General features: G+C 49.1%; 23 protein-coding genes and 1 other RNA gene. 13 read left to right on the plus strand and 11 right to left on the minus strand.

Features of this window, described 5'->3' with window-relative positions; translation table 11 throughout:
• Positions 1–42 precede the first annotated feature (42 nt).
• From trpA to ABD880_RS04070, 7 genes are all read right to left on the minus strand, one after another.
• Positions 43–852 (minus strand): tryptophan synthase subunit alpha, encoded by an 810-nt coding sequence (trpA, locus tag ABD880_RS04040; protein ID WP_345162582.1) that lies wholly within the window; start codon positions 850–852, stop codon positions 43–45.
• Positions 839–2,032 carry a tryptophan synthase subunit beta gene (trpB, locus tag ABD880_RS04045; RefSeq protein WP_345162584.1) on the minus strand — a complete coding sequence of 398 codons (1,194 nt, stop codon included), beginning with the start codon at positions 2,030–2,032 and terminating at the stop codon, positions 839–841. The genes trpA and trpB overlap by 14 nt, the downstream gene beginning before the upstream one ends.
• Before the next feature lie 4 nt (positions 2,033–2,036).
• The gene (locus ABD880_RS04050; protein WP_345162586.1) at positions 2,037–2,696 is read right to left on the minus strand and encodes a phosphoribosylanthranilate isomerase; all 660 of its coding nucleotides are present in this window, start codon (positions 2,694–2,696) and stop codon (positions 2,037–2,039) included.
• A 49-nt stretch (positions 2,697–2,745) separates the two neighbouring features.
• On the minus strand, positions 2,746–3,564 hold the full coding sequence (gene trpC, locus ABD880_RS04055) for an indole-3-glycerol phosphate synthase TrpC (RefSeq protein ID WP_345162588.1): 819 nt from the start codon (positions 3,562–3,564) through the stop codon (positions 2,746–2,748).
• A 4-nt stretch (positions 3,565–3,568) separates the two neighbouring features.
• Complete coding sequence (gene trpD, locus ABD880_RS04060) at positions 3,569–4,558, minus strand: anthranilate phosphoribosyltransferase (protein WP_345162590.1); 990 nt, start codon at positions 4,556–4,558, stop codon at positions 3,569–3,571.
• A complete protein-coding gene (locus ABD880_RS04065) occupies positions 4,555–5,178 on the minus strand; it encodes an anthranilate synthase component II (RefSeq protein WP_345162592.1) in 624 nt (207 codons plus the stop codon). Before ABD880_RS04065 ends, trpD begins: the two co-directional genes overlap by 4 nt.
• A gap of 99 nt (positions 5,179–5,277) precedes the next feature.
• Positions 5,278–6,690, minus strand: a complete 1,413-nt coding sequence (locus ABD880_RS04070; RefSeq protein WP_345162594.1) for an anthranilate synthase component I family protein — start codon at positions 6,688–6,690, stop codon at positions 5,278–5,280.
• A gap of 410 nt (positions 6,691–7,100) precedes the next feature.
• Between ABD880_RS04070 and ABD880_RS04075 the strand changes: the two genes are divergently transcribed.
• Positions 7,101–8,039 carry a DUF2279 domain-containing protein gene (locus ABD880_RS04075; protein WP_345162596.1) on the plus strand — a complete coding sequence of 313 codons (939 nt, stop codon included), beginning with the start codon at positions 7,101–7,103 and terminating at the stop codon, positions 8,037–8,039.
• A gap of 157 nt (positions 8,040–8,196) precedes the next feature.
• Positions 8,197–9,171 (plus strand): Smr/MutS family protein, encoded by a 975-nt coding sequence (locus ABD880_RS04080; RefSeq protein WP_345162598.1) that lies wholly within the window; start codon positions 8,197–8,199, stop codon positions 9,169–9,171.
• A 390-nt stretch (positions 9,172–9,561) separates the two neighbouring features.
• Here the strand turns inward: ABD880_RS04080 and ABD880_RS04085 are convergent, their stop codons facing one another.
• Positions 9,562–11,496: a pyruvate kinase gene (locus ABD880_RS04085; protein WP_345162599.1), complete on the minus strand. Its 1,935-nt coding sequence runs from the start codon at positions 11,494–11,496 to the stop codon at positions 9,562–9,564.
• A 212-nt stretch (positions 11,497–11,708) separates the two neighbouring features.
• Between ABD880_RS04085 and rnpB the strand changes: the two genes are divergently transcribed.
• Both rnpB and ABD880_RS04095 read left to right on the plus strand, forming a co-directional pair.
• Positions 11,709–12,112, plus strand: an RNA gene (rnpB, locus tag ABD880_RS04090) — RNase P RNA component class A.
• Between the two features lie 161 nt (positions 12,113–12,273).
• The gene (locus tag ABD880_RS04095; RefSeq protein ID WP_345162601.1) at positions 12,274–12,834 is read left to right on the plus strand and encodes a glycosyl-4,4'-diaponeurosporenoate acyltransferase CrtO family protein; all 561 of its coding nucleotides are present in this window, start codon (positions 12,274–12,276) and stop codon (positions 12,832–12,834) included.
• Positions 12,835–12,888: 54 nt separating this feature from the next.
• Here the strand turns inward: ABD880_RS04095 and ABD880_RS04100 are convergent, their stop codons facing one another.
• Complete coding sequence (locus ABD880_RS04100) at positions 12,889–14,400, minus strand: hypothetical protein (protein ID WP_345162602.1); 1,512 nt, start codon at positions 14,398–14,400, stop codon at positions 12,889–12,891.
• Positions 14,401–14,827: 427 nt separating this feature from the next.
• Between ABD880_RS04100 and ABD880_RS04105 the strand changes: the two genes are divergently transcribed.
• The 9 genes from ABD880_RS04105 (at position 14,828) to ABD880_RS04145 (ending at position 24,868) form a co-directional block, all read left to right on the plus strand.
• Positions 14,828–15,190 carry a hypothetical protein gene (locus ABD880_RS04105; protein WP_345162604.1) on the plus strand — a complete coding sequence of 121 codons (363 nt, stop codon included), beginning with the start codon at positions 14,828–14,830 and terminating at the stop codon, positions 15,188–15,190.
• 157 nt (positions 15,191–15,347) lie between these two features.
• Positions 15,348–16,061 carry a hypothetical protein gene (locus ABD880_RS04110; RefSeq protein ID WP_345162606.1) on the plus strand — a complete coding sequence of 238 codons (714 nt, stop codon included), beginning with the start codon at positions 15,348–15,350 and terminating at the stop codon, positions 16,059–16,061.
• A gap of 13 nt (positions 16,062–16,074) precedes the next feature.
• The gene (locus tag ABD880_RS04115; RefSeq protein WP_345162608.1) at positions 16,075–16,659 is read left to right on the plus strand and encodes a hypothetical protein; all 585 of its coding nucleotides are present in this window, start codon (positions 16,075–16,077) and stop codon (positions 16,657–16,659) included.
• 128 nt (positions 16,660–16,787) lie between these two features.
• Positions 16,788–17,282: a GNAT family N-acetyltransferase gene (locus ABD880_RS04120; protein ID WP_345162610.1), complete on the plus strand. Its 495-nt coding sequence runs from the start codon at positions 16,788–16,790 to the stop codon at positions 17,280–17,282.
• A 177-nt stretch (positions 17,283–17,459) separates the two neighbouring features.
• Positions 17,460–18,461, plus strand: a complete 1,002-nt coding sequence (locus tag ABD880_RS04125; RefSeq protein WP_345162612.1) for an alpha/beta fold hydrolase — start codon at positions 17,460–17,462, stop codon at positions 18,459–18,461.
• 130 nt (positions 18,462–18,591) lie between these two features.
• Positions 18,592–21,459, plus strand: a complete 2,868-nt coding sequence (locus tag ABD880_RS04130) for an outer membrane beta-barrel protein (RefSeq protein ID WP_345162614.1) — start codon at positions 18,592–18,594, stop codon at positions 21,457–21,459.
• Positions 21,460–21,610: 151 nt separating this feature from the next.
• On the plus strand, positions 21,611–21,958 hold the full coding sequence (locus ABD880_RS04135; protein WP_345162616.1) for an MmcQ/YjbR family DNA-binding protein: 348 nt from the start codon (positions 21,611–21,613) through the stop codon (positions 21,956–21,958).
• A 562-nt stretch (positions 21,959–22,520) separates the two neighbouring features.
• Entirely contained in the window at positions 22,521–23,606 is a 1,086-nt protein-coding gene (locus ABD880_RS04140; RefSeq protein WP_345162618.1) for a 3-oxoacyl-ACP synthase III family protein, read from the plus strand.
• 125 nt (positions 23,607–23,731) lie between these two features.
• A complete protein-coding gene (locus ABD880_RS04145) occupies positions 23,732–24,868 on the plus strand; it encodes an FAD-dependent monooxygenase (RefSeq protein WP_345162620.1) in 1,137 nt (378 codons plus the stop codon).
• An 89-nt stretch (positions 24,869–24,957) separates the two neighbouring features.
• Here ABD880_RS04145 and ABD880_RS04150 read toward each other — a convergent pair whose 3' ends face one another.
• Together ABD880_RS04150 and ABD880_RS04155 are read right to left on the minus strand one after the other, a co-directional pair.
• On the minus strand, positions 24,958–25,935 hold the full coding sequence (locus ABD880_RS04150) for an aldo/keto reductase (RefSeq protein WP_345162622.1): 978 nt from the start codon (positions 25,933–25,935) through the stop codon (positions 24,958–24,960).
• 94 nt (positions 25,936–26,029) lie between these two features.
• Entirely contained in the window at positions 26,030–26,662 is a 633-nt protein-coding gene (locus ABD880_RS04155) for a nitroreductase family protein (RefSeq protein WP_345162624.1), read from the minus strand.
• Positions 26,663–26,721 lie beyond the last annotated feature (59 nt).

Here is a 26,721-nt window from a genome sequence, read left to right on the forward strand (position 1 = left end):
GCGCTTAATTAAACGCTTTTATAGCTTGCCAACAAAATCCTTTCAGGATGACAAAAGTGAGGAGGTTGGTTGATTAGATTTTATGCTTTTTAAGAAAGTGCGCACATTCTCTTTCACCTCTGACGGCTGTTGCAAGGCTTTGATAAAGGCGCTGCCAATAATGGCACCGTGCGCAGTCTGGCAGGCCATCTCAAAAGACACCTTATCCGAAATTCCGAAGCCAATCAACAAGGGACTGCGCAACTCTAAAGCTTTCACTCTGGAGAAATAGGCTTGCTGGGCCTCGTTGGTCTGCACCTGGCTGCCGGTGGTACTGGCGCTGGACACCATGTAAATGAAAGAATCCGTGAGGGTGTCAATTTTCCGGATGCGGTCCTCGGTGGTCTGTGGGGTAATCAGGAAGATGAGGCTCAAGCCGTATTTATCCAGAATGGGCTTGTACTCTTCTTCATATTCCACCAATGGCATGTCTGGAAGAATAAAGCCGTCTACTCCAACCCTGGCAGCGGCTTCACAAAAGGCCTCAAAGCCAAATTGCAACACTGGGTTCAAATAGCCCATTAAGATGATAGGCAGCGTTACTTTCTCCCGAATGCCCTCTAACTGCTGGAACAGAGTCTTGACGCTCATACCGTTTTCCAGGGCTACCTGGTTGCTGGCTTGGATGGTAGGGCCATCGGCGAGCGGGTCAGAGAAGGGCATACCAATTTCCACCAAGTCTGCGCCGGCAGATTGCAGTTCTTCTAAGATGGTGACGGTGTCATTCAGGTTAGGAAAACCAGCCGTGAAGTACACATTGAGCAGGTTGCCTTGGTTTTTTTGGAACAGGCGGGTGAGTCTATTTTTGGACATCGTGGGCTTCAAAATAGGTGAGAATGGTATTCAAGTCTTTATCGCCGCGGCCAGAAAGGTTCAGCACAACCACGTCTTCTGGACCGGCGCCTAACTGTCCCAAAGCCGCCAGGGCGTGGGACGTTTCTATGGCTGGGATGATGCCTTCCAGACGGCTCAGTTCGCGCAGGGCCTCCATGGCCTCGTCATCGGTGATGGCAATGAACCGGGCTCGGCCCGTGTCTGCCAAATGCGCGTGCTGTGGGCCTACGCCTGGGTAATCCAAGCCAGCGGAAATGGAATAAGGCTCCGTGATTTGGCCGTCCTCGGTTTGCATGAGCAGGGTTTTACTGCCATGGATGATGCCGGTTTTACCCAGCACAGACGTGGCCGCCGAATGCCCTGAGTCTACCCCCAAGCCTGCGGCTTCAACCGCCACCAATTGCACGCTGGGTTCATCCAGGAAATGGTAAAAGGCACCCGCGGCATTACTTCCACCGCCTACGCAGGCTACCACATAATCCGGCAATTCGCGGCCTTCTTTCTCCAGCAACTGCTTTCTTATCTCTTCACTGATAACCGACTGAAATCGGGCCACCATGTCTGGATACGGGTGCGGGCCTACTACTGAGCCAATGATGTAGTGTGTGTCTACGGGGTTGTTTATCCAGTCCCGAATAGCTTCATTGGTTGCGTCCTTCAAGGTCTGGCTTCCAGAGGTCACCGATACCACGGTGGCCCCCATCAGGCGCATTTTCTCCACGTTGGGTCGTTGACGTTCGGTGTCAATTTTGCCCATGTAAACTATGCATTCCAGACCGGCCAAGGCACACACGGTAGCCGTAGCTACGCCGTGCTGACCCGCGCCCGTCTCTGCAATGATACGGGTTTTGCCCAAGCGCTTGGCCAATAGAATCTGCCCGACGGTGTTGTTGATTTTATGGGCGCCGGTGTGGTTGAGATCTTCGCGCTTGAGGTAAATTTTGGTATTGTAGCGCTCAGAAAGACGCTTGGCATGATACAAGGGCGTAGGTCGGCCCACGTAGTCGCGTAACAAATCATCCATCTCGGCTTTAAAAGCAGGCTCCTGAATAATCTGCAGGTATTTCTCTCTAAGCTCTTCTACATTTGGGTACAGCATCTCGGGGATGAAAGCTCCCCCAAACTGTCCGTAATAGCCACGCTCATTTACTCCGTACATAGTTTTATTTATAAGATGGGTGGATGGGCTCTGCGCGCAAAGCTTCTACAAACTGCCTCACGCGGGCCACGTCTTTTAAGCCGGGTTGGGTTTCAAATTTGCTGTTAAGGTCTATCCCATACAGCTGTGGGTGCCGTATGGCTTTGATTTCTTCTACATGCTCCACGTCAATGCCGCCGCTCAGAAAAAAAGGCACATCAAAGCGATAGTTTTGCAGGTTGTTCCAGTCAAACCGAATGCCGTTTCCGCCGGGATTTGGGCCGCTGGCGTCAAACAGAAAGTAGTCACAGCCTACGGTATAGTCCCGCAACTGCTCAAAATCAAAGTTGTCTCCTACCCTGAACGCCTTCATCACCTCCAGTCCCGTGTCCCGCAACTCGCTGCACATTTGAGGGCTTTCATGACCGTGCAACTGCACCACTTCCAAGCCCAAGTCGGTGGATTTTTGGAGGATGTTCACCACCTGCTCATCTACAAAGACACCCACTTTGCGCGTGCCTATTAGAAAAGTAGAAGAGAAAACGGCCCAAGGGGTAGTCAAAAAGCGCGGCGATTTATCATAGAAGATAAAGCCCACGTAATCTGGCTGAAGCACCAACAACTCATCAATGTTTTCGGTGTACTTCATGCCGCAGACTTTGATTTTAAGTTTTCTGTAAGGCATTGTTTTGTTGTCTGTCTGTCAAGTCTGTCTAAATCTCAAAGCCTTTGTCTTAGGCTGAAACCAGTTGTTGGGCACTTAGTTTTTTCACTTCTTCCACTAACGTCAGGCAGGCTTTCTCTGGCCGACTGGTGCGCATGAACGCCTCCCCTATCAAGAAGCCTTCGTAGCCGTACTGCCGCAACTCCACTAGATTCTCGGCTTTGGACAAACCGCTTTCTGTCACCTTAACAAAGTCATTCGGGATAAGCGATGCCAGTTCTTTAGAGGTCTCAATGGACACCGAAAAGTCTTTCAAATTGCGGTTGTTGACGCCAATCAAATCCACGTGCGGCGTCAGGTTGTTTTCCAGTTCCTGGCGGTCATGCACTTCTAATAAAACCTCCAAACCCAAGGAGTGCGCAAACTGTCCCAGGCGCTCCACTTCTTCTTTCGTCAGTATGGCGGCAATCAATAGTATTGCGTCTGCCCCAATGGATTTGGCCTCCAGAATCTGGTATTCGTCAATCACAAAGTCTTTGCGCAGGATAGGACACAAGTTGAATTTGCGAGCGGTGGTCAAGTCCTCATTTTTGCCTCCAAAGAATTGAGTATCCGTTAAGACAGATAAGGCACTTGCCCCTGCCTGCATGTACCCAATTGACGTTCTTTCTACCGGCGCATAGGCGTTGATGGTGCCCAAAGAAGGCGACTTGCGTTTGTATTCGGCAATGATGCCGCTCAGGTCTGGACGTTGCAGGTACTTGCGCAGAGAGATAGGCTGCGACGGAAAGTATATGCTGTTCTCCAACAACTTAACGGGTACCAGGCTTTTGCGGTCGGCTACTTCCTGGCGTTTATGTAAGACAATTTGATCTAAGATGTTAGACATATGGTTAGTTGGCTAAAAGCTGGTTAAAGGAATGAAGCGCCTGTTTGTTGGCTAGGGACTGCCGGGCTTTGGCAATGGATTCCTGCAGAGTCAAGTTTTCATCGGCGCAATAGATGCCTAATCCAGCGTTGGCAATGACTGCATCTTGCTGGGCCTGGGTAGCATTCCCGTTCAAAACATCTAGAAAAATGGCCGCCGAATCTGCCACGGTAGTTCCGCCATCCAGTTGTTCAGGCGTGTAAGTAGGCAAGCCTAGGTCCGAAGGTTGTAAAATCTCCTCGCCTTTGGGCGTAACAAGTTTGAAGGCTCCTGTTAAAGAAACTTCGTCATATCCGTCCAGCGAATGCACCAAGGCAAAACGTTTTCCGGTCTGCTGGTAGAGATACGTGTACAGGCGCAACAACTCCAGGCTGAAGACGCCCACCAACTGGTATTGCGGCTTGGCCGGATTTATCATGGGACCCAGCATGTTGAAGAAGGTCTTCACGCCCAGATCTTTCCGAATAGGCGCCACCTCGCGCATGGCCGGATGGAACGAGGGCGCGTGCATAAAGCAGATGTTGGCGCGCTCCAGTTTGGCTTTTAATTCAGTGCTGTCGTTTGTGAACGTGTAGCCTAGGTGCGCCATCACGTTAGACGACCCGCAGACAGAAGACACCCCGAAGTTACCGTGCTTGGCCACCTTATACCCCGCTCCTGCCACCACAAAAGAGGCCAGCGTAGAAATGTTGAAGGTGTCCTTGCCATCGCCGCCGGTGCCGCACAGGTCAATCACCTTATCGGTGCCCAGGTCAGGCAAAAGGCAGAGCTCCAGCATGGCTTCTCTAAAGCCGTCTAATTCTTGCACGGTGATGTTGCGCATGAGGAACACGGTCATGAAAGCGGCCAGCTGACTGGCGTTGGCTTCGCCTTTGCCTATGCCTATCAAGACTTCGCGAGCGGTTTCTTTGGTAAGCGTCTTATGCTCGGTGAGCTGTTGGAGTATGTTTTTCATAGAGAAATGGAAGCGGCAAAAGATGTCCATTTGGTTACGCGCTGAGAGGGGTTACGCAACCAATTCTCCAGCATGTCTTTGCCGTAATCTGTGAGGATGGACTCTGGATGAAACTGCAAGCCGCACACGTCATACTGCTTATGACGCAGGGCCAGTATCTCGCCGTTGTTGTCTACCGCCGTCACTTGAAAAACGGAGGGTAAGGTATCTGGCACCACCGTCCAGGAATGGTAACGCCCCACCTGGAACGTTTGTGGCAGGTTTCTGAAAAGGACTTCGTATTGGTTGACAACGCGCACGGTAGACGATACGCCGTGGTAGACTTCCTCCATGTTAGAAAGTGTGCCGCCAAAAGCCTCAGCAATAGCTTGGTGCCCCAAACAAACGCCCAAGATGCGCTTGGTGGGCGCATACCGCTGAATAAGGGCTGGCATGATTCCCGCACCTTCTGGAATGCCCGGACCCGGCGAAAGCACAATCACGTCAAAGGCCTCTACGGCGTCTAAATCTATCTGGTCGTTGCGGTGCACTTGCAACTCTTCTCCATACCCCAGCTCCCGAAGCATCTGCACCAGGTTATAGGTAAAGGAGTCATAGTTATCTAACACTAAAATTTTCATGGTAAGCGTACTAAAGGGTTCTGTTAGATGGATTGGGTTTGGTTTCGTTTTTAGCTTGTTTTCCAGAAATCAGGCCAAAAACGTAGGTTGTCAAAATTTTTAAATGCTGGTGGCTTTCTCCAGTGCTTTGCGAAGGGCGGCTAATTTGTGGTGCACCTCCTGCAGTTCACTTTTGATGTCTGACTTGGCCACAACCCCAGCGCCCGCCTGGTAGTACAACTGGTTTTTCACGCTCAAAAAGGACCTAATCATGATGGCATGGTTAAAGTCACCATTGAAGCCTAGGTAGCCTAGACAGCCCCCGTAATAACCCCGGGTGGTGGGCTCTAGTTCATCTATGATGGTCAAAGCGCGGTGTTTAGGTGCCCCTGACAAGGTGCCCGCCGGAAACGTGTCTGCCACTATCTGCACCGAGCTATGTGCCTCTGGCAAGGTGGCTGTCACTTTTGACACCAGGTGGATGACATGGGAATAGTATTGCACTTCCTTAAAGACCTCTACCTTCACATTGTTCCCATGGCGGCTTAAATCGTTGCGGGCCAAATCCACCAGCATCACGTGCTCGGCATTCTCTTTGGGGTCATCGTACAACTTCTGGGTAAGCTCGGCGTCAGACTGGTCGTTACCCGTGCGCTGGAAGGTACCGGCAATGGGAAAGATGCTGGCTTGGTCGCCTTTAATCTGCAACTGCGCCTCTGGCGATGACCCGAAAATCTTGAATGTGCCGTAGTCAAAGTAGAACAGATACGGCGACGGATTGATGGACCTTAAAGCCCGGTACACATTGAACTCATCGCCCCTAAACGCCTGCTTGAACTGCCTGGACAATACAATCTGAAACACGTTTCCCAAATGGCAGTGCTTCTGCCCCTGCTCCAACACCTTCAAGAATTCATCATCCGTCATGTTAGAGATTTCCTGCCCTTCGGCCTGGAAATTGAACATAGGGATGTTAGTGTTTCTGATGCGGGCTTCCAGTTCATCTAAGCCATCATTTTTGGGCTCTTTTCCCAGAAAGTGCTCAAAAATGTAGAGTTCGTTTTTGAAGTGGTTGATGGCAATGACAAACCGGAAAGCGTGGTAAAGAATCTCTGGCAAGCCCGCATGCGCCGTGTCCTTTTCCTGGAAGCGCACATTCTCAAAATACTGCACCGCCTCAAACGAAATGTAGCCAAACAACCCGTTCTGGATAAACCCGAACTCATTGTCAGGCACCTTGAATTTCTGAGTGTAGGCCTGCAGCAATTGAACCGCGTCCCGCTTGTCTTCCAGCACTTGCTCCTCAAACGTACCGTCTGGATAACTCTGGCGCAGCACGTTATTCTTTAGCACAAACTCGCCAATGGGCTCACAGCAGATGTAGCTGAAGGAGTTTTCCTGGCCGTGGTAGTCAGAGCTTTCCAGCAGCAGACAGTTACGGTACTTATCGCGCAGTTGTAGGTAGATGCCCACCGGGGTGACCGTGTCTGCCAGCAGTTGGCGGTATTGTGTTTTTAGTTTGAAGGTGCTCATGGAGTTTAAATAAAAAAGCCTGCTGTTTGTTTAGAACAGCAGGCCTTTCTGATAAAAGGAGATTTAATGCAAAGGCATTATAGGGCTGTTCATCAATCGTGAGAAAGATGCCACCAATGGTGCTGTGCAAATGAATTTCCTGATACCATGTAATTATCTGTAAAATGCTATTGTAACCTTTTAAAAACGCCAAAGGCCCGGGGTGAACCCGGGCCTTTGGTATACATCAATTGTATAAAGCAGTCGGTTCACCCATCAAATATGAAGGATGTGCCACCAAGCGCCGTGTACTAATTGTGTATTCATGTTGCAAATGTATGGGTTGAAATTTACCGTGCAAGTTTTATTTCATTTCTTTTTGCGTGATTATCTTATTCTGGGGTTTGCCCCGCTTTGTGTACATTTGGTTTGTGGCACGCCGGCTCTCAATATACAGTAAAACCTGGGTTCCTTTCTGGTTCCTGCTTCTGTCGTGCCTGATACATACCGCTTCATTCGCACAAACCGCTTCCAATCTTTCTACCATAGACACCGTTGCCCAGACCAAAACCCTCTCGCCGTGGTGGCTGGCTGGAGGCGCAGCCGTGTATACAGGAAGTCTGATTGCCTTAGGCGAAACCTGGTACCAAGACCAGCCCCGCTCCTCTTTCCATTGGTTCAATGATGCCCAGGAATGGAAGCAGGTAGACAAGGCCGGGCACTTCTGGGGAGCCTTCCATGAAAGCCGACTGGGTATTGAAGCGCTCAAAAGAACCGGAATGCCCGAAAAGAAAGCCATTTGGTACGGCGGTCTGTTGGGCATTGTCCTGCAAAGCCCCATCGAATACCTGGACGGAAGGTCTCCTGACTACGGTGCCTCGGCCTCAGACCTGGCCGCTAACGCCGCGGGCTCCTTTGCCGTGATTGGGCAACAGCTGGCCTGGGGCGGAACCAGGATCTTACCCAAGTTCTCTTTCCACTCCACCCAGTATGCAGCCATCAGGCCTAACGTGCTGGGCAAAAACTGGCAAGAGCAAATTCTAAAGGACTACAATGGACAGACCTATTGGTTGAGCGTGGACGTGGCTAAATTCCTTCCTAGGGCTTCTGGCTATCCAAAATGGTTAAACGTTGCCTTGGGTTATGGTGCCGAAGAGATTGTCTACCATGACGTGGATGCTAACCGGCTGGCCAATCTCTCCCCTTACCGGCAATATTATTTGAGTCTGGACTTAAACTGGCAAGCCATCCCTACCAGAAGTCGGTTTTTGAAAGGCACTTTTGCAGTATTGTCTGTCCTTAAGTTTCCGGCCCCGGCTCTGGAGTACAACCGCCGCCGTGGCTGGAAGATGCACGGCCTTTACTTTTAGGCATTTTAACCTCTAGAATACCTGTTGCCTTTACTCTGGTTAAAAAGTAAGCCAAGTGTATTATCTTCCTTCGACCCTCCCTTTCCTTTTGCGTATCTTTGAGGAAAGGAGACAAACCATTTTTTGCCTCTTTTCTCAGAATTAGCCCAAAAACGACATGAACATAGGAGACCGCGTGCGCTTGATGCACGGCAAAGAGCAAGGTGTCATCACCCGCTTTTTAGATAACAACCTGGTAGAAGTGGCCATTGACAATGACTTCACCATACCAGTTATGCGCCGCGAGGTGGTAGTGATTGCCGCCGATGAAGAAAAACACTTCGGGAACAACCCTACGCCTGAGCCAGTAGTATCTCAGCGGCCTAGCATGGCCAATCTGGCTCCGGCGCAGATAGCCTCGGCGGCGGGCGTGTACATTGGCTTGGTGCACACCACGGCAGAACTGTTGGCGGTACACATAGTCAACAACTCTGAGTATGATTTGCTTTTTACCTACGGCGAAGAATCTGCCAAAGGCTACCGCGCCTTGAGCAACGACAAGCTTCTATCCAAAAAGACGAAGCCAGTGGCACACTTGCACATGAATGACTTTGACAAATGGCCTGACCTGGTAGTGCAGTACCTTCAGCATAAAATCAACGCGACCAACTTAATTGAACCGGTAACCAGACGCCTGAAGTTTAAAGCCTCATCCTTCTACAAAGCAAAGAAGATGGTGCCAGTCTTGCAGAAAGAAGGCTACTTGTTCCAACTAGACTCTAAGCCTGTAGCCGTAAACCCAGACGAGATTCTGTTGCAGATGATTGAACATACCAGCTTGGTAGAAAACGCCAAGGTGTCTGCGCCCAGCCATGAGGTAGACCTGCACATAGAAAAGCTGCTGCCAGACGCTGATCCAAAAACCATGAGCAATTCAGAGATTCTGCGCCAGCAATTGGCGGCGTTTGAAGATGCCTTAGAACGGGCCGTGGCCACCAATATGCACGAGATCATCTTCATCCATGGAACGGGCAACGGTGTCCTAAAGAAGGAAATCCAAAAGCTCTTGAGTCGCAACCCGCACATCAAATTCTACGAGGAAGCCCGCAAAGAAAAGTTTGGCTACGGCGCTACCAAGGTCTCTTTGAAGTAATTTTTAAATAATTACAAAAAAACCGTTTTTGGTCTGTTTTCAAGAAAACAGACCAAAAACGGCTTTTTTGTTTTAAGCTAAAATAGCGAATAGTCAAGTGCTTTCTAACTTGCCAACAAGGTCCTTTCAGGATGACAAAAGTGGGAAGTTTAATTGCTCAAGAATTTCTTTTCACGTCCCGTTATATTAACCCACCTTTTAATTTAGCCTGATTAGTATATGGTGCTTAAAGCCGTTTGCCCTTATTGGTATTATCACCATCAAGCAAAAAAGTATCCATCCTTGAGTTTGTTAGTGATAACACCAACAACGGCGGCCAGTATTGGTGTCATTCTTCTTTACTAAACTGTTTCAATTTATATATCAGATCCTTGCCCCTTATCTCGTGACTCATTTAACACCATTCATGGCAGAGACGTGGAGCATGCGCAGCAGCGAAGTTTTCTTATACTGATGCTCTTGCATGCGTTTCATGATGTCATCCAGCATGGCAATGGATTTTAAAATGTAAGGACCTTTGTTGAGCATGACGCAATCGGCGCGTTGGGCCATGGCGGCGTCTGTGATTTCAGCTCTAGACGGGCGGCCCTTCTTGGTGAGTTTTTCTAATACTTGCGTAGCCCAGACAACGGGTAAATGAGCGGCTTCGGCTATCCAGAGAATTTCTTCCTGTACCTCGGCTAAGCGTTGCCAGCCCAGTTCGACGGCCAAATCGCCGCGGGCAATCATGATGCCGGCTGGGTGCTGGCGCATGAGTGTGAGCAAAAGGTGCGGCAGGCTGTCAAAGGCAGCCTTGGTTTCAATCTTGAGCATGATGGCCACGTGCTGGGCGTTGTGATTTATTAATTCCTGTTGCAGCTCTTCCACCATTTCAGGGTGGCTCACAAAAGAAAGGTTAATGATGTCTGCAAAGGGTACCACGCTGGCCAGGTCTTCGCGGTCTTTGGAAGTGAGTTTGTGCAGGTTCAGGTCACTGTTGGGCAGGTTGATGCCTTTGTCAGGGCGCAGTTTGCTGCCTATGTCATCTGCAGAGGTGATTTTTACTCTCAGGAAATCCTTGTCCACTTCTTCTATCACGCCTTCTATCTCGCCGTCATCAAACCAGATGGACTCTCCTACCTTTACACGAGTAAATACTTCTGGCAGGGTGCAGGAAATGTGGGCCGGCTCTACTTGGTTACCTGACTGGTCAAACTGGGCGGGCTGGCCGGGAATTGACTTGCGATGCAAGAGAATATCCTGGCCAGCCTTTAACTGCAACGGAATGACCATGGCCGGCAAATTGCCTAAAGCGTACGTGGAGATGTCGCCGTTTTTGGCTTTCAAGTGCAGCTCGGTGCCCACGGTTACGTACGCAGATTTAGAGGTAACCACCAAAAGTCCTCCGTCCACTTTCTGGGCCACCGTGAAAATTCTTTTACGCTTACGGGTGTCTTTAAATGTGATGATGTCTCCTTCCTGCGCCATTTTGGCCCATTTCTTAGACACGCGCAAGGTCACATCAACGGGCTCTGGCGCAGGTACTCCTTTGGGGCCCAGCCAAATTTTTGCCACAGACAGGATTTCGCCCACTTCATTAATCTTGGGGTGAATGGCCACCACTTTAGGACCTTCTTTCATAGGACCAGTCCTAAGCTTAGGTCCCATCAGGTCAAACAGGATTTTGCAGGACTGTCCTAGTTCTTGTTCGGCGCGCTTGATGTTTTCTACCATCTTCTGCCAGACCGTGATGTCATCATGAGCACAGTTGATGCGGGCGCAATTCATGCCGCTTTTCATGAGGGCCTTGACGGTTTTGTAATCTTCAGCTAAGTCTGTAGAAAACGTGATCATGATGCGGCCCGTCCTGCCCGGAGCGGGCTCTCCTAACAGCGCTGATATGTTAGGCTGCAGCGCAGATACCACAGGAAGATATTCTGTTACGGCCGGAGTAGACTGCGTTAAATGTCCCAACAACAGATTCAATTGGTTTTTGACCGCTTTTAAGGAAGCTAGTACGTGGCCTTCTGCCCTGCCTAAAGAAGATAGGCCCAAAGAAGCTAACTGACTTTGCAAAGCCCGGTTGTCTTGCTTCCGGAAGGCAAGGTAATGCAGCAAGTTTCTACTGCTGGACTGGAACGCAGGATGTATTTTTTGCAGGTGTTCTTCATGGGCTTTCTCTAAAGCGTCTGCCTCTTTGATTAGCTGGTCTACCTGGACCAATACTTCTTGCACAGATTCTGCTGAAACACCATTCCAAACCACCTCCTTCACTTCTTCTTTCTTTTTTACAGAGCTTTTTTGTCCATTCTCTTTGGTCATTGGAGTGTCCATTTTGTTACGCATTCTAGTGTGGTGTGCTTTCTTGACTAGATACGTGCTAAGACCAAAAATCGCTTAAAGTATTCAGTGAGAATGGTTTTACGGATATTCTACAGGGTGCATTTTCTTTCTACTGCCTGACTTCATTTTTAGCCTGATTTATGTAAAACAAGCCAAAATCAGCTGAGCAGCCACCTTCTTTTCTGGGCAGAAAGGCGTACCTTTGTATTGAAAAATCGGCAGGCCGGCTTATCGCTGCGTCTTTTATTAGACGGAGAGGAAAGTCCGGGCAACGCAGAGCATCCTGCTTCCTAACGGGAAGGCACTTGGCGGGAGACGGCCAGGTGACAGCCAGTGCCACAGAAAATAACCGCCACTAATTAATTGATTGGTGGTAAGGGTGAAAAGGTGCGGTAAGAGCGCACCAGCGGCTAGGCGACTAGTCCGGCTGGGTAAACCTCAGGAGTTGAAAGACCAAATAGGCTGACAGCGCCATGTCTTTGGGCAGGGCTAAGGACTGCTCGTCCGATGTCAGTGGGTAGGTTGATGGAGCCTTTCCGTGAGGACTGGCCTAGATAAATGATAAGCCATTTCCCCCTTGGGCGAAGGACAAAACCCGGCTTATAGGCCTGTTGATTTTTTATATTTTCCTTTCCGATGTTTCTAGCTTTCTTAAGTTTCCAGCTTTTCTTAGATTGAAGCTTGGCTTCTTCTTTAGACTTAACAAAAAGGTCTTAGGAAGGTGAGGCTACCTTTGGACTTTTTGTTCCTGAAACTTTAAAAGCCTAACCCACCTGAACTATGAAAAGAAAGGTAACTATAGGGTTAATTGTGATTGCGACAACCTTATTGACTTATGGATTGATCAGATATGTGGGAGTACTAGGCTTCCTTTTTGCCTGGGTGCTAAATCTTCTATTAATGACGTGCGTCTTTATATTCACTGAAACATTAAAATCTGATTTAAGCTCTGGGTATTACCGGGAGAAAAAATGGGAGCGTAATGGAAAATTGTATGAAAACTTAGGCATAAATTTTTTCAGGAAAGTTTTAGTCTGGATAGGTTGGGAGAAACTCAATAAAAAATCAAACCCGGTTAAAAATGATCCTCAGGACTTGAACCTACTAGAATACCGTACAAAACAATCTGAACTAGGACATCTTATCATCCTATTTGTAGTATTTGGGTTTTCTCTTTTTGTAGCTATAGAATATGGTGCTAAAGAGGCAATTTGGCTAATAGCTTTAAATATTATACTTAACCTTTACCCTATTCTTTTACAGCGGTACAACCGTCCAAGGATTCAAAAAGCCATAAGAGTAAGCAATAGCAGAGAAAAACGTTTATCAAAGACAGTATAACACTTATGATGGCCTTTGCTATTTCTTTTGAATTGGAAGCCAACTTAACTTCTCCTACCCCGCCGCCAGTTCAACTAAGACATCATAATACTTTCGGTTTTGCATTTTAGATTTGAGCCAAGCGTAATAGCTCATGGAAGGCAGGTCTTCTTGCTCTGCGGGCACAAACTGCAAACTGGATTCTACTTGCTGCAGAAAAGCTTTTCTGGAAGCAATGTCTGGTTGCAGGAAGAAATGCTTGAGCAGTTGAAGAAAGGCCGTTGCGTTTTGGTACAAGGGCTGGCTTAACACTTCTTTGTACTTGCGTTCAAACGCCAGTATCTGGTCCAGGGCTAAGTCCAGATTCCCAAACTCGTATTGAATAATCACCTCGCCCATCTTCTTTTTAAGCACCCATTCCAGTCCCATAATCTTCTCGCACCACTTGTCGGTTTTGTCAAGATACAGTAACACGTGGTTGGCTTTCTGGAAGGAACCCTGCGCAAAATACAAGAAACTCAAGCCCAGTTTGGCAGCCAGGTAGTCTTTGGGGTGTAGCGTGAGTTTTTTGCTGATTACCAACTCTTCCATGGCTTGAATGGCCTCTGGTAGTTGCCGTAGAAAAGCATCATTGGCGGCTTTTAGCAACACGTATCTAGGAAAAAAGGCGGCATAATGGCTACTCGCCTCTTTTTGTACGGCTTGGTTCAGTTCAGATAAGTATTGATTAGACTGCCCAAATTTACGGTTGCGGTACAGTACATGCGCAATCATGTAGAGCAGACTTAGCCTGTAAAACTGGTGCGCCTTAGAAAAGCCGTGTGTGCGCATGGCCGTCTGGTATTGGTCAATGATGTAGGGCTCAAACGTATAGAAATCCTTCCTGATCAAGACAGCGCTTCGGGCAATCTTCATAAGCTTATACAGGAGAGACGGGCGCTGGCTCACGGCCTGGGTAAGGCCGTAGGTTTCCAGCACCTCCTGGATGGTATCTTCAAACTTGAGGTATTTGCCTTGATGGCGGGCCTGGCTCAGGCGCTTGACAATGATACTGCTGGCAATGTTGGCGCGCTCATCCTCATCAGCAATACGCTTGTTGGCACTGCGTTTTTGGATGATCACTTCCAACTCATCTGCGTAAAGGCTATCTGCTTTTTCAATTTGCAGGTTATATATTGCGTTTACCAACCCAAACCGCTCATTATGGAGGGCGGTTTTTTCTGCTTTGCGCAACATATTCCAGGCCAGTCGCTCGGCTTGGGCGTCAAATAGGTAGCGGGCCAAAGACAAATACCCCATCACCGATGACTCAGCCGAGGGATCATCCTCCATTTGCTTTAAGACTATAAAATCTGTGAGCTGCTGCATGAGTCGCTTGCGCAAGGCATAATAGGCCGTGGTGTTGTGGTCATCTGGGTACAGCCTGCTAATCAGCTCCTGACTTTTAAGTGGTTTTTTGAGTAGCAACAGCTTAAACAACTCCAGGTCCTTTCTGCCCTTCTTCTTTTTCTGCCGCTGCATAAAGTACCCAAACTCCCGCACGTCTTCTTGTGAAAAGGTATTAATGGTGGTCAATAAGTCATCCATAGCCTACAGCCTTTGTATATAGGTTAAAATCTATACAAGTATAGCCATTTTAAAAGTAAGTATTTTATATATTATGGTATTGATTACCAAGCCATTAAAACATATTATAAATTTTTTAAAACTCTAATTCCTTTGTAAATCACCAGCGAAGCCCTATCTCAATAGCATAGTTTTGAGTCAAATAATCCTACACCAATAAAATATGATTCGGGCTGTCTTCTTGTTTGTTTTTGTTCTGTCACTACTTTCCTTAAAGGAAGGCAAGAGTCAAACTGTAACTTCATTTTCTATTGAGGAGGAGGTAGAGTTCTCAATAGACTCAGGGTCTTTGACAAGTCAACCCATAACCCTCCTAAAACTCAAGCAGAGCGCTCCAGGGCGGGCGCAATTGCCCCAGTATAACAGGTCATTTGCGTTTCAAAAAGAATTGTCTCAAGAACCCCAACCGCCTTTTAAAAACAAACTGGGGAACCTGTTCATGGGCGAGGTGATGATGGCCCTGGTGAGCACCCCAGCCTTTGCCAATAAAGGCGCCTACTGGACGGCCGGTGCCACCCATGTCATGTCTTTGGGCGCATTTAACGGAGGTGATTGGGCAAGGAACGACAATACTAAAGTCATTGCTTTTAGCTTGTTGAATGCCGTAGCCCTGCACCATTACTTTATAAAACCCAATTCGGGTAGCCAGGTTTTTTGGCGTAACCTGGCGGGCTTAAACGTAGCGGCCCTGGCTACGCATCTGGCAGATAAGTCCATTACCAAGAAAAAGGCGCACAAGAAGATTTCCTAAGGTCCTTTATATCATCCCTAAAGGCTTGGTTATTAAACTGTTTACATATTTTACAAGCTTTTATAAAAGTCTAATTTTTTAAAACGAATCGTATCAGTCATTTCCTAAAAACTACCTTTCACTCACCAAACTATCACTACCTTAAAAACCCTGTTGTATGAAAACACTAGTACTTATTTGGCTTTGCGTGCTTAGCACGTTGGGAGCAGCCGCCCAAGACATTCTGGTAAAAAGAAACGGCGAGGAAATAAGCGCCAAGATCTTAGAAATTGCGCCTGACCTCATCAAATACAAGCGCTTTGAATACCAGGACGGTCCTACCATCTCTATTTTAAAAAGAGACGTATTCATGATTAAGTATGCCAATGGTACCAAAGAAGTAATTACCGCCGCTGTATCCACTCCTTCGGCCGCGGTGGCTACCTTAGAGGACCCTGCTATGCAAGAAAGCATTAAACTGGGCGGCCCAAGACTGGGCTTCACGGTGATTGGCGGCAGGTTGGCAGACAGGCTTAAGGACGAGGAAAACATAAACCCCTTCCTTACCCAGTTTGGCTGGCAGTTTGAAACCCGCATCTTTACCACTGCCAAAGGCTTGACGGGTCTGGCCGAGTTTGTACCTCTGGTAGGCGGACTGGAACAAGGCAAGTTTCTTCCTAGTTTAAATGCATTGGTAGGTTTGCGGGGGCCAAAAGGATTTGAGATAGGCGTTGGCCCCAACGTTTCATTGGCCGGAGCTGGGTTAGTGATTGCCGTGGGCACCAATTTCCAGTCAGAGGGGATCAACTTCCCGGTGAATCTGGCGGTGGTACCTAGCAGTGACGGGCTAAGAGCCAGCCTCTTGTTTGGATTTAACTCTCGTAAAAACTAATCCACTTACGGTCATGAAAAAACAGTTACTCCTCTCTCTTTTATTGGCGGTGCTCGTCTCCTTTTCTGGTTTCGGCCAAGACATCATCTTAAAAACCAACGGCGATGAGTTTAAGGCCAAGGTGATTGAAATAACCTTATCTCAAGTGCTCTATACACTGCCGGAAACTAAGCAAGACAGCATCCATGCCTTGGACCGTAAGGAGGTGTTCATGGTGACGTTTGCCAATGGCACCAAAGAAGTGCTAAATCAAGAATCGCCAGAACAAGCCCATGTGCCGCTCACGCCTACCCAGATGGCACTTTTAGGCAGAAAAGACGCCAAGCTGTTTTACAAAGGCACTTCCTCCATGTGGGGCAGCACGGTGGCCACGCTTCTCTTCTTTCCGGCAGTGGTGGTCATTGGGGCAGTGCCACCCAAAATTAACGCAAGAGAAGTTTCAGACATCAAACACCTATCCAACCCTCATTATGCCAAAGCCTATAAAAAACAAGCGCATAATCGTAAGCTTGGCAAGGTGGCCATTGGCGCAGGAATAGGAATTGTAACCGTTAGCGCCATGAGTGTTATGTTGGCAATGGTTGCGCCAGGCAAATAGGCTACTTTCAAGAGGACTTCTATTCAACCGTTTTTAACCTGTTTCCTGAAAAATAGCCTAAAAACGGCCTCTAGCAACTTGCGCAATACGCTTGTGTCCTTTATCTTTCAAGAGAACCTCAACTACCTATGTTGGAGAACATGAATGCCAGCAAGGGCAATCCAGAACTTTTACCCATGATCCTTAGAGAAGCGCAATTACAGGATATTCCGGCCATGCAGGTGGTGAGACGGGCGGTGCAAGAAAACAAACTGAGCCACCCAGACAGAATCAAGGACCAGGATTACGTACCCATGCTGCACGCGCCCAACAAAGGCTGGGTAGTAGAAGTGGCGGACAAAGTAGTGGGCTTTGCGGTGGTGGATGTGCTTTCACAGAACATCTGGGCGCTCTTTGTGACTCCGGGCCATGACAAGCAGGGCATTGGCAAGGCTTTGCAACAGCAGATGCTGACATATGCTTTTCAATACTGTGATCACCTCTGGCTTTCTACAGAGCCTGGCTCCCGCGCCGAAGTCTTTTACCAAAGAACGGGTTGGCACTCCACTGGCCTCACTCCTGGCGGCGAAGTCAAATTTGAAATAAGCAGAGCCGATTGGAACCAGACCTTACCTATCAAATAGTATTACCCTGATTAAATTCTCCACTCATTTAGGATGCAACAATACCGTTTTTAGCCTGAAATCCAGAAAACAGGCCAAAAACGAAGGTAGAATACGTTTGCCGTACTAGCTTAAAGGTAAATTTTACAACAGCCTTTGCATACCCGCGTTTACAGATGAAACATACGCTCTTGTACCATGTTTCTAACACGCATTCTTCCCCTCTTCATCTTTCTATTGCTTTCGGCTGGTTGTACGCTAGCCCAACCCAAACCCTTAGACCCAGAACTAACCTATTATGACTATCCTTTTCCAGTAAACTACTACGCGGTAACCGTGCAGAAACAACCCATGCGCATGGCCTACATGGACGTAAAACCCTCTCAGCCCAACGGGCAAACGGTATTGCTTCTGCACGGCAAAAACTTCAATGGAGCCTACTGGGAACAAACGGCCAAAGACCTGAGCAAGAACGGGTATAGAGTCATCATGCCTGATCAGATTGGGTTTGGCAAGTCCAGCAAGCCGCAGAACATTCAATACACGTTTCAGATGCTGGCGCAGAACACCAAGGCGCTGCTGGACAGTCTGGGTGTAAAAAAGGCGGCAGTGCTGGGCCACTCCATGGGCGGCATGCTGGCCACCCGCTTTGCCTTGATGTACCCAGACCTCACCCAAAAGCTCATCCTGGAAAACCCCATCGGGCTGGAAGACTGGAAACGGTGGGTGCCCTATCAATCCATAGACCAATGGTATGCCAGTGAGCTGAAGCAGAATTATGAAGGCATCAAGCAGTACCAACTGGACAATTACTACGGCGGCAAATGGGACCCTGCCTATGACGAGTGGGTGAACGTGCTGGCCGGCTGGACCATGCACCCAGACTACCCCAAGATTGCCTGGAACGCCGCCCTTACCTATGACATGATCTTCACCCAGCCAGTGGTGTATGAATTCAACCAGCTCAAAATGCCTACTCTGCTTATCATTGGCCAGCGGGACAAGACCGCCTTGGGCAAAGCCAAAGCCAGCCCAGAGGCGCGCGCCAAACTGGGCAACTATCCGGCTTTGGGCAAAGAGACCGCTAAGAAAATCCCGAAGGCTCAGTTGATAGAATTGCAAAACGTAGGGCACCTGCCACACATAGAGGCCTACAGCCGCTTCATCACGCCTCTGCTCCAGTTTTTAAAAACAAAGTAAGCCATTTCACTTACAAGCGCTCTTCTCCGTTTTTGGCCTGTTCTATAGAAAACAGGCCAAAAACGGATTTTTTTTGTGAGTACATTAAACCTTTGCCTTTGGGGCGGGTCAAAGCCCAAACCATTTTGTAATGAAAAAACAAAGTCTACTCCTCTTTCTCCTTTTCACGCTCTCCTTTAATGTCTTTAGCCAGTCCACGTCCGTGAGCGGAACGGTGGTAGGCGGCGGCTCTCCCTTGATTGGCGCCACGGTGGCCTTGCTAAAGGCAGATTCATCTGTCTTTAGAGGAGCTGCTACAGACGTAGACGGCGGCTTCCAGATTGCGAGCGTGCCGGCCGGGCGTTACATTGTCAAAGCTTCTTATCTGGGCTTCACAGATTTTTACAGAGGCGTAACCGTGGGGTCTACTCCAGTAGCCTTGGGCACCCTCACATTGTCATCGGCTAGCCAGCGCCTGCGCGAGGTAGAAGTGGTGGGACGTGCCGCCACGGTCATCACCAAGGCAGACACCGCCGAGATGAATGCGGCCGCCTACAAAGTAAACAAAGACGCCAACGCCGAAAACCTCATTCAGAAAATGCCAGGCGTGACCATCCAGAACGGACAGGTACAAGCCCAGGGCGAGCGCGTGCAGCGCGTATTGGTGGATGGGAAAGAATTCTTCGGGGAGGATCCTAGCGCGGTGTTGAAGAACCTGCCCGCCGAGGTCATCTCAAAAATACAAGTATTTGACCGCCAGAGCGACCAAGCCCAGTTTACTGGTTTCAGTGACGGTAACGAGCAGAAAACCATCAACATCATCACCAAGCCAGAGTTTAGGACCGGTCGGTTTGGCCGCCTGAGCGTAGGCGCTGGCACGGATGATCGTTACCGCGTGAGTGGCAACATTAACCAGTTTGAAGGCAACAGACGCATTTCCATTGTGGGCCTGAGCAACAACGTAAACGAGCAGAACTTCTCTTCTGAAGACCTGGTGGGCGTAGCCAGTGCCAGTGCCAGAGGTGGCGGCGGAAACCGCGGCGGCGGCGGCGGTGGTCCACGCGGCGGTGGCGGCATGGGCGGTTTTGGAGGTGGCAACAACACCGGCGACTTCTTAGTGAACACCAACAACGGTATTGCCCGCACCAATGCCATTGGCATCAACTACCTGGACAAATGGGGCAAGAAAGTAGACATACAGGGTAGCTACTTCTTCAACCACTCCAACACCAACTCCAACTACTCGCTTTTCAGAAACTATCTGGAAGACGGTGAAACCACCAGCATTTATGGTGAAAGCGGACAGGCCGGTGCATTAAACCAGAACCACCGCTTGAACCTGCGCCTGACGTATGCCATTGACTCGGCCAATTCCATCATCATCAGGCCAAGACTTAGCTTCCAGAAAAACGAAGGAGACAGCAACGAAGCTGGCGAGACCCTATCCGGAGATCCAGTGATTACCTTGGACCGTTTGTTCAACTCCAACCTGACGGGGCTAAACTTCAACAACAACATCTTGTACCGTCACAGTTTTGCCAAAAGAGGTCGTACCATTAGTTTGGACGTTACCACCGGTTATAACCAGAATGACGCAGACAAGTATCAGTTTGCCATCACCACAGACCCAGAGCGCGTGACCACGCAAGACCAGATTTCTATTCTGGACAACAACGGGTTGGTATTAGGCGCCAACGTAAACTACACAGAGCCCTTAACAGACAAGACGCAGTTGCAACTTACGTACGCCACCAACTACAACAAATCTGACGGAGATTATAAGACGTTTGAGCGCGCAGAAAACAGCGACGAGTACACGAATCTTCTGGTGAATCAGTCAAGCTTGGTAGAAAACAAGATCACCACGCAGGAGTTTGGTACCGGCTGGCGGTACAACACCAAAGACTTTCAAGTAATGCTGAACGCACGGTATCAGTACCTGAGCATGCAGACAGACCAGGAACTGCCTACGGTCATGAGCCCGTCTTATGACTACCACAATGTGTTGCCGTTTGGTATGTTGCGTTACAATTTCAATGCAGACCGCAACGTGCGCATCTTCTACAACGGCCGCTCACAGACGCCATCAGTTGACCAGTTGCAGAGCGCCATTGACAAGTCTAATTCTTTGCTTTGGACGCAGGGAAATCCTTCTTTGCAGCAGAGCTTCAATCACAACTTTAACGTGCGTTACTCGGCGGCCAATCCGGGCAAGTCTTCTTCGTTCTTTGTAGTGTTGGGAGGATCAGCCGCCCAGGATTACATTGGCCGTGAGACCATCACCGCCAGAGGCAACTCAGGCTTAACCGGCGAGGATGCGTTAACAGGGAATACCCGTTTAACCAGACCCGTGAACCTGGAAGGTCAGTACAGCCTTCGTTCTTTCTTGGTGTACGGTTTGCCGGTATCTTTCATCAAGTCTAACATCAACGTGAACGCGAACGCTTCTTACACCAACAACCCTGGTTTAGAAGACGGCAAAGAGAACAACACGGCCACGGCCAACGTGGGTGGTGGACTAACGCTGAGCTCCAACATTAGCGAGAACTTTGACTTCTTGATCTCAACCAACGCTACGTACAATGAGGCCACGTATTCTTTAAAGAGCAACCAGAACAACAACTACTACAACCAGAGCAGCCAGTTTAGACTGAACTGGTTGGTTTGGAAGGGAATAAACCTCACCACTGAGTTGAATCACCAGTACAACGGTGGCTTAGCCGAGGGTATTGACCCTACTTTCTTGCTATGGAACGGTAGCGTGGGCTATAAATTCATGAAAGACCGCCAGGCAGAATTGAGATTGTCAGCGTTTGATATTCTAGGTGAAAACACCAGCATTCAACGCAACATCAACAACACCTATTTTGAAGACGTGCAAACCAACGTTTTGCAGCGCTACTTCATGGTGAGTTTTGTCTACAACTTACGCATGTTTGGAGCGGCCAGTGCTAGGCCAGCCCAACAGCCTGGTATGCCAGGCAACTTCCAGAGAAGAGACGGCGGCGGCATGCACTAAGAACCTATTGACTTACAATTGTGCTACTCCCGTTTTTGGCTTGTTTCTCAGGAATCAGGTCAAAAACGGGAGTAGCTTTTTTTACGGTGCCTGTTTTTGGCTTACTTTTGAGAAAACAGGTCAAAATCGCTTTTTCAGGAAAACTTCTCTTATGGATTTAGAATCATTACGCGCCTTCTGCCTTTCTCTGCCAGCCGTCACTGAAGACGTGAAGTGGGAGCATGACCTTTGCTTTTCTATTGGAGGCAAGATGTTCTGCGTAGCCAGCCTGGAGGCGCCACTCTCCTTTTCCTTTAAGGTAAACCCAGAGGATTTTCAGGAGCTGTCTGTTAAGCCCGGCCTTACCCCTGCTCCCTATCTAGCCCGTTATCATTGGATCTTGGCCTCTGAAGGGCATCCGCTATCAAAGGCAGAAGTAGAGACGCGAGTGCGGGATTCTTATGAGATGATCAAGAGCAAACTCCCCAAAAAGGCCTTGAAAGAAGCCGGTTTGTTGTAGGTAATACACGTAGTTCCCGGCATGCTAAATCTGCAATAGAATCGTTTTTGGGCTGTTTTTCAGGAATTTGCAGAAAAACGCTTTTGCATTTAGCAATTAGTGCCGTAAATTTATAAGACCTTAACAACCCCTATTATGGCAGACTGGAAAAAAGCCCTCAAGCGAATGGGCGTGGCAGGTTTCCTGTTTTTCTTTATCAAAGGCCTTGTCTGGATCTTTATCTTCTTGGGCGGCGCCAAGCTCATCTTTGATTAAGTCTTTCGATTATTTGGCTGTGCACTGTCTAGCGTAGTAGTAGGCTTTATTAGTATAGTGCCGTCATCTCCGCGTTTTTTCCTCTCTCCGCACGGCGGCTTATTACCTGTCTTTTTACAAATCCAGAGATTCAGATAGAATTTTGGGATTAACTTCCTACCTTTTCCGGCAGAGTCTTAAGTTGTTCCAAACCCAATTTTTGGCATTTGCCTGCTTTGGTATATTCAAGACGGCTATTGCTCTTTACAAGCCACGGGCTCTCCCCTAAGACTAGTTATCCTGTCACCCTTTACCGTTTGTGCACTTTATGGCTTCCCGCATCCTATCTTCCGTCATCATTGGTTCTGGCAGCTTTTTACCAGAGAAAGCCATAGACAACGCGCACTTCCATTCCAGCTCTTTCTTTGATGCGCAAGGCCATTCTCTGGAAGGGTCTAATGAAACCATCATCCGGAAGTTTCAGCAGATAACGGGCATACGGGAGCGGCGCTACGCAGATAATAACATGGTCACCTCTGACCTTGGTTTCAGAGCCGCGCAACGAGCCTTAGACCACGCCCAGATTGACCCTGAGACCTTGGACTACCTCATTGTGGCGCATAATTACGGAGACGTGAAAGCCGGAAGCGGATGTGTGGACATGGTGCCCACGCTGGCGGCCCGCGTCAAACATTTGCTACAGATCAAGAACCCGTATACGGTGGCGTATGATCTGCCCTTCGGGTGCCCGGGTTGGTTGCAAGGCGTGATTCAGGCGCATTATTATCTGCAGTCAGGTGACGCCAAGCGCATTCTGGTCATTGGCGCTGAAACCCTTTCCAGAGTCTCTGACCCGCATGACCGTGACAGCATGATTTATGCAGACGGCGCCGGCGCTGTGGTACTGGAGGCCAGAGAATCTGAAACCAAGACCGGCATCCTAAGTCACGTGACCGTTTCAGATACCTACTCCCAGGCGCACTGGCTCCGCAATACGCACTCCTACAACCCTAGCCTGCCGAAAGACCGCCTTTACATAAAAATGGACGGCCGTAAAATCTATGAATATGCCCTCACCACCGTGCCCCAGGTGATTCAGAAATGCTTGCAGAAAGCCGGCCTTGACTTACTAGATATCCAGAAGGTCTTGATTCACCAGGCCAATGAAAAGATGGATGAGGCCATGCTAGAAAGGCTATTTAAACTGTATGGACATTCTCAGGTGCCGCCGGGCATTATGCCCATGACCGTGAACACCCTGGGCAACACCTCCGTAGCGACGCTCCCTACCCTGTTTGATTTGGTGAACAGAAATCAGTTAGAAGGACATCATTTTGAACCTGGAAAGCCAGTGGTATTTGCCTCTGTGGGCGCAGGCATGAACGCCAATGCGGTAGTCTACCAAATGCCCTAGACGTTTTGCAGTTTAGCTTGTACGCCCTTCAAAATCCATCTCTGGCTGGAAAGAAATTCTTTAGTATCATAATGTTATTGCCTGTTTTCTGTTGAGATTTGCAGGAACCTTACGGCATTTACCACATGACTATAGGAATCATTGGCGGCGGCATTGGCGGCCTTACCACGGCCATAGCCTTGCACCAGCTTAAATTTAAAGTAGAAGTATTTGAGTCGGCGGCGGCCTTTGCGCCCGTAGGGGCCGGACTGGCCTTGGCCGCCAACGCCATCAAGGCCTTTAAAAAACTAGGCATTGCCGATGACATCATTGCCCGGGGACAGTGCCTGGACGGTTTCCATATCTTTGACGAGCAAGGCCGCCTCATAAACTGCACCGACAGCCGGGCCATGAGCGCTAAATACGGGCTGGATAATTTTGTCATTCATAGGGCCAGTCTGCATGAGGCTTTGCTTGCGCACCTTTCTGAGGTTCCCTTGCACGTCAATAAGCGAGTGGTCAGTGCAGATACCTCGTCACAAGGTGTAACTCTTACGTTTCAAGATGGGTCTACGCGGCAAATGGACTATGTGCTAGTAGCGGATGGAATACATTCTGCCGTTCGGCAACAGTTGTTACCCGCCTCCACGCCCCGGTATGCGGGCTATACCTGTTGGCGGGCTGTGATAGAGAATCCGGGATTGACTGCCCACTACGCATCAGAGACCTGGGGACCCGCCGGTCGCGTGGGCTGGACACCTTTGCAGGACAATAAGATTTACTGGTTTGCCTGTATCAACGCACCGCAGAATGACCCTGCTATGAAGGCCATGACCATTGAGGATTTACGCCAGCATTTCAGCCATTACCATGCTCCCCTTCCAGCACTCTTCAACGCTACCCAGCCTGAGCAACTCTTGTGGCATGATTTATATGATTTGGCACCCATCAACAAATACGCCTTCCAGAACCTATTGCTTATAGGTGACGCCGCCCATGCCACTACGCCCAATATGGGACAGGGTGCCTGCCAGGCCATTGAAGACGCCGCCGTGTTAGCTGATGAGCTATCCCTAGACCGTGACTTGAATGCGGCGGCCAAACGGTTTGAGAAGCGCCGTCTGGCACGTACCCATTGGATCACTAACCAATCTCGCTTGTTGGGCAACGTAGCACAGGCTACCAATCCTCTTTTTATAAAAGCCCGCAACTTTGCACTCAAGCACATGCCCAAAGCCATTAATGACCGGCAACTGGAAAAAGTCTACTCCGTGGATTTCTAAAAAGAAAAAATCCGTTTTTTGCCTGTTTTCTGGAAAACAGGCAAAAAACGGTAACATGCAAGGACTCGGTGTCTAATTAGGACCTTATTTTATTGAAGCGAAGAAACAATATCATAAGAGTAAGAGCTAGCGGTGTCTAGCCGCATGATGTCATGCTCGGTGAGGGTGAGTTGCGTGGCTTTGATCAGGTCTTCTAATTGCTCCAAGCTGGTGGCGCTGGCAATGGGCGCGGTGATGCTGGGCCGGGCCATAAGCCAGGCCAGGGCCACCTGTGCCTGCGTGGCCTGATGATGCGCTGAAATCAAGTCCAAAGCCGCCAAAATCCGGACGCCTCGTTCTGTGAAGAACTTCTGCATATTCCCCCCTCTTGGACTCTTCTTGAAATCTTCTGGGGACCGGTACTTGCCCGTCAAAAAGCCACTTGCCAGTGCGTAGTACGAAATCACGCCCAAGTGATGTTCTTTTACTACCTGCTCCAGCTCATGTTCAAAGCCCTCACGGGAGTACAGGTTGTATTCTGGCTGAAGCGTTTGATACGTAGGTAAACCATGTTCCTTGCTCACTGCCAAGGCTTCTCTTAACCGGTTGGCTTTGATGTTAGAGGCGCCAATAGCCCTAATTTTTCCCTGCTCCAATAATGTCCTGTACGCCTCTAAAGTTTCCTGAAAAGGCGTGCTGGCGTCGTCTACATGGGATTGGTACAGGTCAATGTAATCGGTTTGCAACCTCTTTAATGAACCTTCTACGGATTGTATGATGTAGTCTTTTTTGAGCCCTTTGCGCTCAGGGGTAATCTCCCAGCCCACTTTGGTGGCGATGACTACGTTGTCTCTCTTGCCGCTTGCCTTTAGCCACTTGCCAATGATGGTCTCAGACTCGCCGCCCTGGTTGCCGGGCGCCCAGCTGGAATACGCGTCTGCCGTGTCTATGAGGTTGAGGCCGGCGTCTGTAAACCTATCCAGTAGTTGAAAGGAGGTTTGCTCGTCTACGGTCCACCCAAAGACGTTGCCCCCGAAGGCCAGGGGACCTACCTCCAGCCCAGTTTTTCCTAAGGATTTCTTTTTCATAGTCTTATCCTGTACAGTGATTTGACGTGTTAAAAGCAAAACACCCGCCACGGGTGAGGTAGCGGGTGCTTTCTTTTTATCCGTTCTCTAGAGTTTACGCTAACTCCAGGAAAAGGTCTTTTTTACTGCGGCGCACTTTCTTAGAGGTGGCCAGGAAGTCCTTCTCCTCATCGCGGTAGCCCAAGGCCATGATGGTGACACTGCGCAAACCTTTGTCAGCTAAACCAAGCACCTCGTCCAGAGCGGCTGGGTCAAAGCCTTCCATAGGCGTGGCGTCCACGCGCTCGGCAGCGGCAGCCACCAACCCGGTACCCAAGGCAATGTAGCTCTGCTTGGCCGCCCACTGGAAGTTCTGGTCTGGAGTGTTTCTATGGATGACACCCTTCAAACTGTCAGAAAAACCGGCTAGGGTAGAAACGTCAATGCCTCGCTCCTGCGCAATCTGGCTCATGTAGGCGTCTACCTGTGCATCGGTTAAATCGGCCCAGGCGGCAAATATCAAAAGATGCGAGGCTTCTAGTATCTGCGGCTGGTTAAATGCCACGGCCTGTATCTTCTTTCTAAGGTCTGTATCCTTTATCACCAACACGCTGTATGGCTGAAACCCCATAGACGAAGCCGATAAACGAATGGCTTCCAGGATGTTGTTCAGCTTCTCTTCCGGAATGGCTTCTCCGGTCATGCGTTTAGTGGCATAGCGCCAGTTTAAATCTTCAATCAGTTTCATTTTGAAATTTTTGTGTGTATCTACGACTGTTGTATAAACAAATTTACGTAACTTTGGTT

The organism is Nibribacter koreensis, assembly GCF_039541795.1.
GTDB lineage: Bacteria > Bacteroidota > Bacteroidia > Cytophagales > Hymenobacteraceae > Nibribacter > Nibribacter koreensis.

Bases quoted from the DNA above. Each gene is read 5' to 3' on its own strand.
- ABD880_RS04115 (WP_345162608.1), top strand. From the start codon at position 16,075: ATGAAAAAACAGTTACTCCTCTCTCTTTTATTGGCGGTGCTCGTCTCC.
- trpD (WP_345162590.1), bottom strand. From the start codon at position 4,558: ATGAAAAACATACTCCAACAGCTCACCGAGCATAAGACGCTTACCAAA.
- ABD880_RS04070 (WP_345162594.1), bottom strand. From the start codon at position 6,690: ATGAGCACCTTCAAACTAAAAACACAATACCGCCAACTGCTGGCAGAC.
- ABD880_RS04120 (WP_345162610.1), top strand. From the start codon at position 16,788: ATGTTGGAGAACATGAATGCCAGCAAGGGCAATCCAGAACTTTTACCC.
- ABD880_RS04140 (WP_345162618.1), top strand. From the start codon at position 22,521: ATGGCTTCCCGCATCCTATCTTCCGTCATCATTGGTTCTGGCAGCTTT.
- ABD880_RS04145 (WP_345162620.1), top strand. From the start codon at position 23,732: ATGACTATAGGAATCATTGGCGGCGGCATTGGCGGCCTTACCACGGCC.
- ABD880_RS04110 (WP_345162606.1), top strand. From the start codon at position 15,348: ATGAAAACACTAGTACTTATTTGGCTTTGCGTGCTTAGCACGTTGGGA.
- ABD880_RS04085 (WP_345162599.1), bottom strand. From the start codon at position 11,496: ATGCGTAACAAAATGGACACTCCAATGACCAAAGAGAATGGACAAAAA.
- ABD880_RS04065 (WP_345162592.1), bottom strand. From the start codon at position 5,178: ATGAAAATTTTAGTGTTAGATAACTATGACTCCTTTACCTATAACCTG.
- trpA (WP_345162582.1), bottom strand. From the start codon at position 852: ATGTCCAAAAATAGACTCACCCGCCTGTTCCAAAAAAACCAAGGCAAC.
- ABD880_RS04050 (WP_345162586.1), bottom strand. From the start codon at position 2,696: ATGCCTTACAGAAAACTTAAAATCAAAGTCTGCGGCATGAAGTACACC.
- ABD880_RS04125 (WP_345162612.1), top strand. From the start codon at position 17,460: ATGTTTCTAACACGCATTCTTCCCCTCTTCATCTTTCTATTGCTTTCG.
- ABD880_RS04155 (WP_345162624.1), bottom strand. From the start codon at position 26,662: ATGAAACTGATTGAAGATTTAAACTGGCGCTATGCCACTAAACGCATG.
- ABD880_RS04135 (WP_345162616.1), top strand. From the start codon at position 21,611: ATGGATTTAGAATCATTACGCGCCTTCTGCCTTTCTCTGCCAGCCGTC.
- trpB (WP_345162584.1), bottom strand. From the start codon at position 2,032: ATGTACGGAGTAAATGAGCGTGGCTATTACGGACAGTTTGGGGGAGCT.
- ABD880_RS04150 (WP_345162622.1), bottom strand. From the start codon at position 25,935: ATGAAAAAGAAATCCTTAGGAAAAACTGGGCTGGAGGTAGGTCCCCTG.
- ABD880_RS04100 (WP_345162602.1), bottom strand. From the start codon at position 14,400: ATGGATGACTTATTGACCACCATTAATACCTTTTCACAAGAAGACGTG.
- ABD880_RS04130 (WP_345162614.1), top strand. From the start codon at position 18,592: ATGAAAAAACAAAGTCTACTCCTCTTTCTCCTTTTCACGCTCTCCTTT.
- ABD880_RS04080 (WP_345162598.1), top strand. From the start codon at position 8,197: ATGAACATAGGAGACCGCGTGCGCTTGATGCACGGCAAAGAGCAAGGT.
- trpC (WP_345162588.1), bottom strand. From the start codon at position 3,564: ATGTCTAACATCTTAGATCAAATTGTCTTACATAAACGCCAGGAAGTA.
- ABD880_RS04095 (WP_345162601.1), top strand. From the start codon at position 12,274: ATGAAAAGAAAGGTAACTATAGGGTTAATTGTGATTGCGACAACCTTA.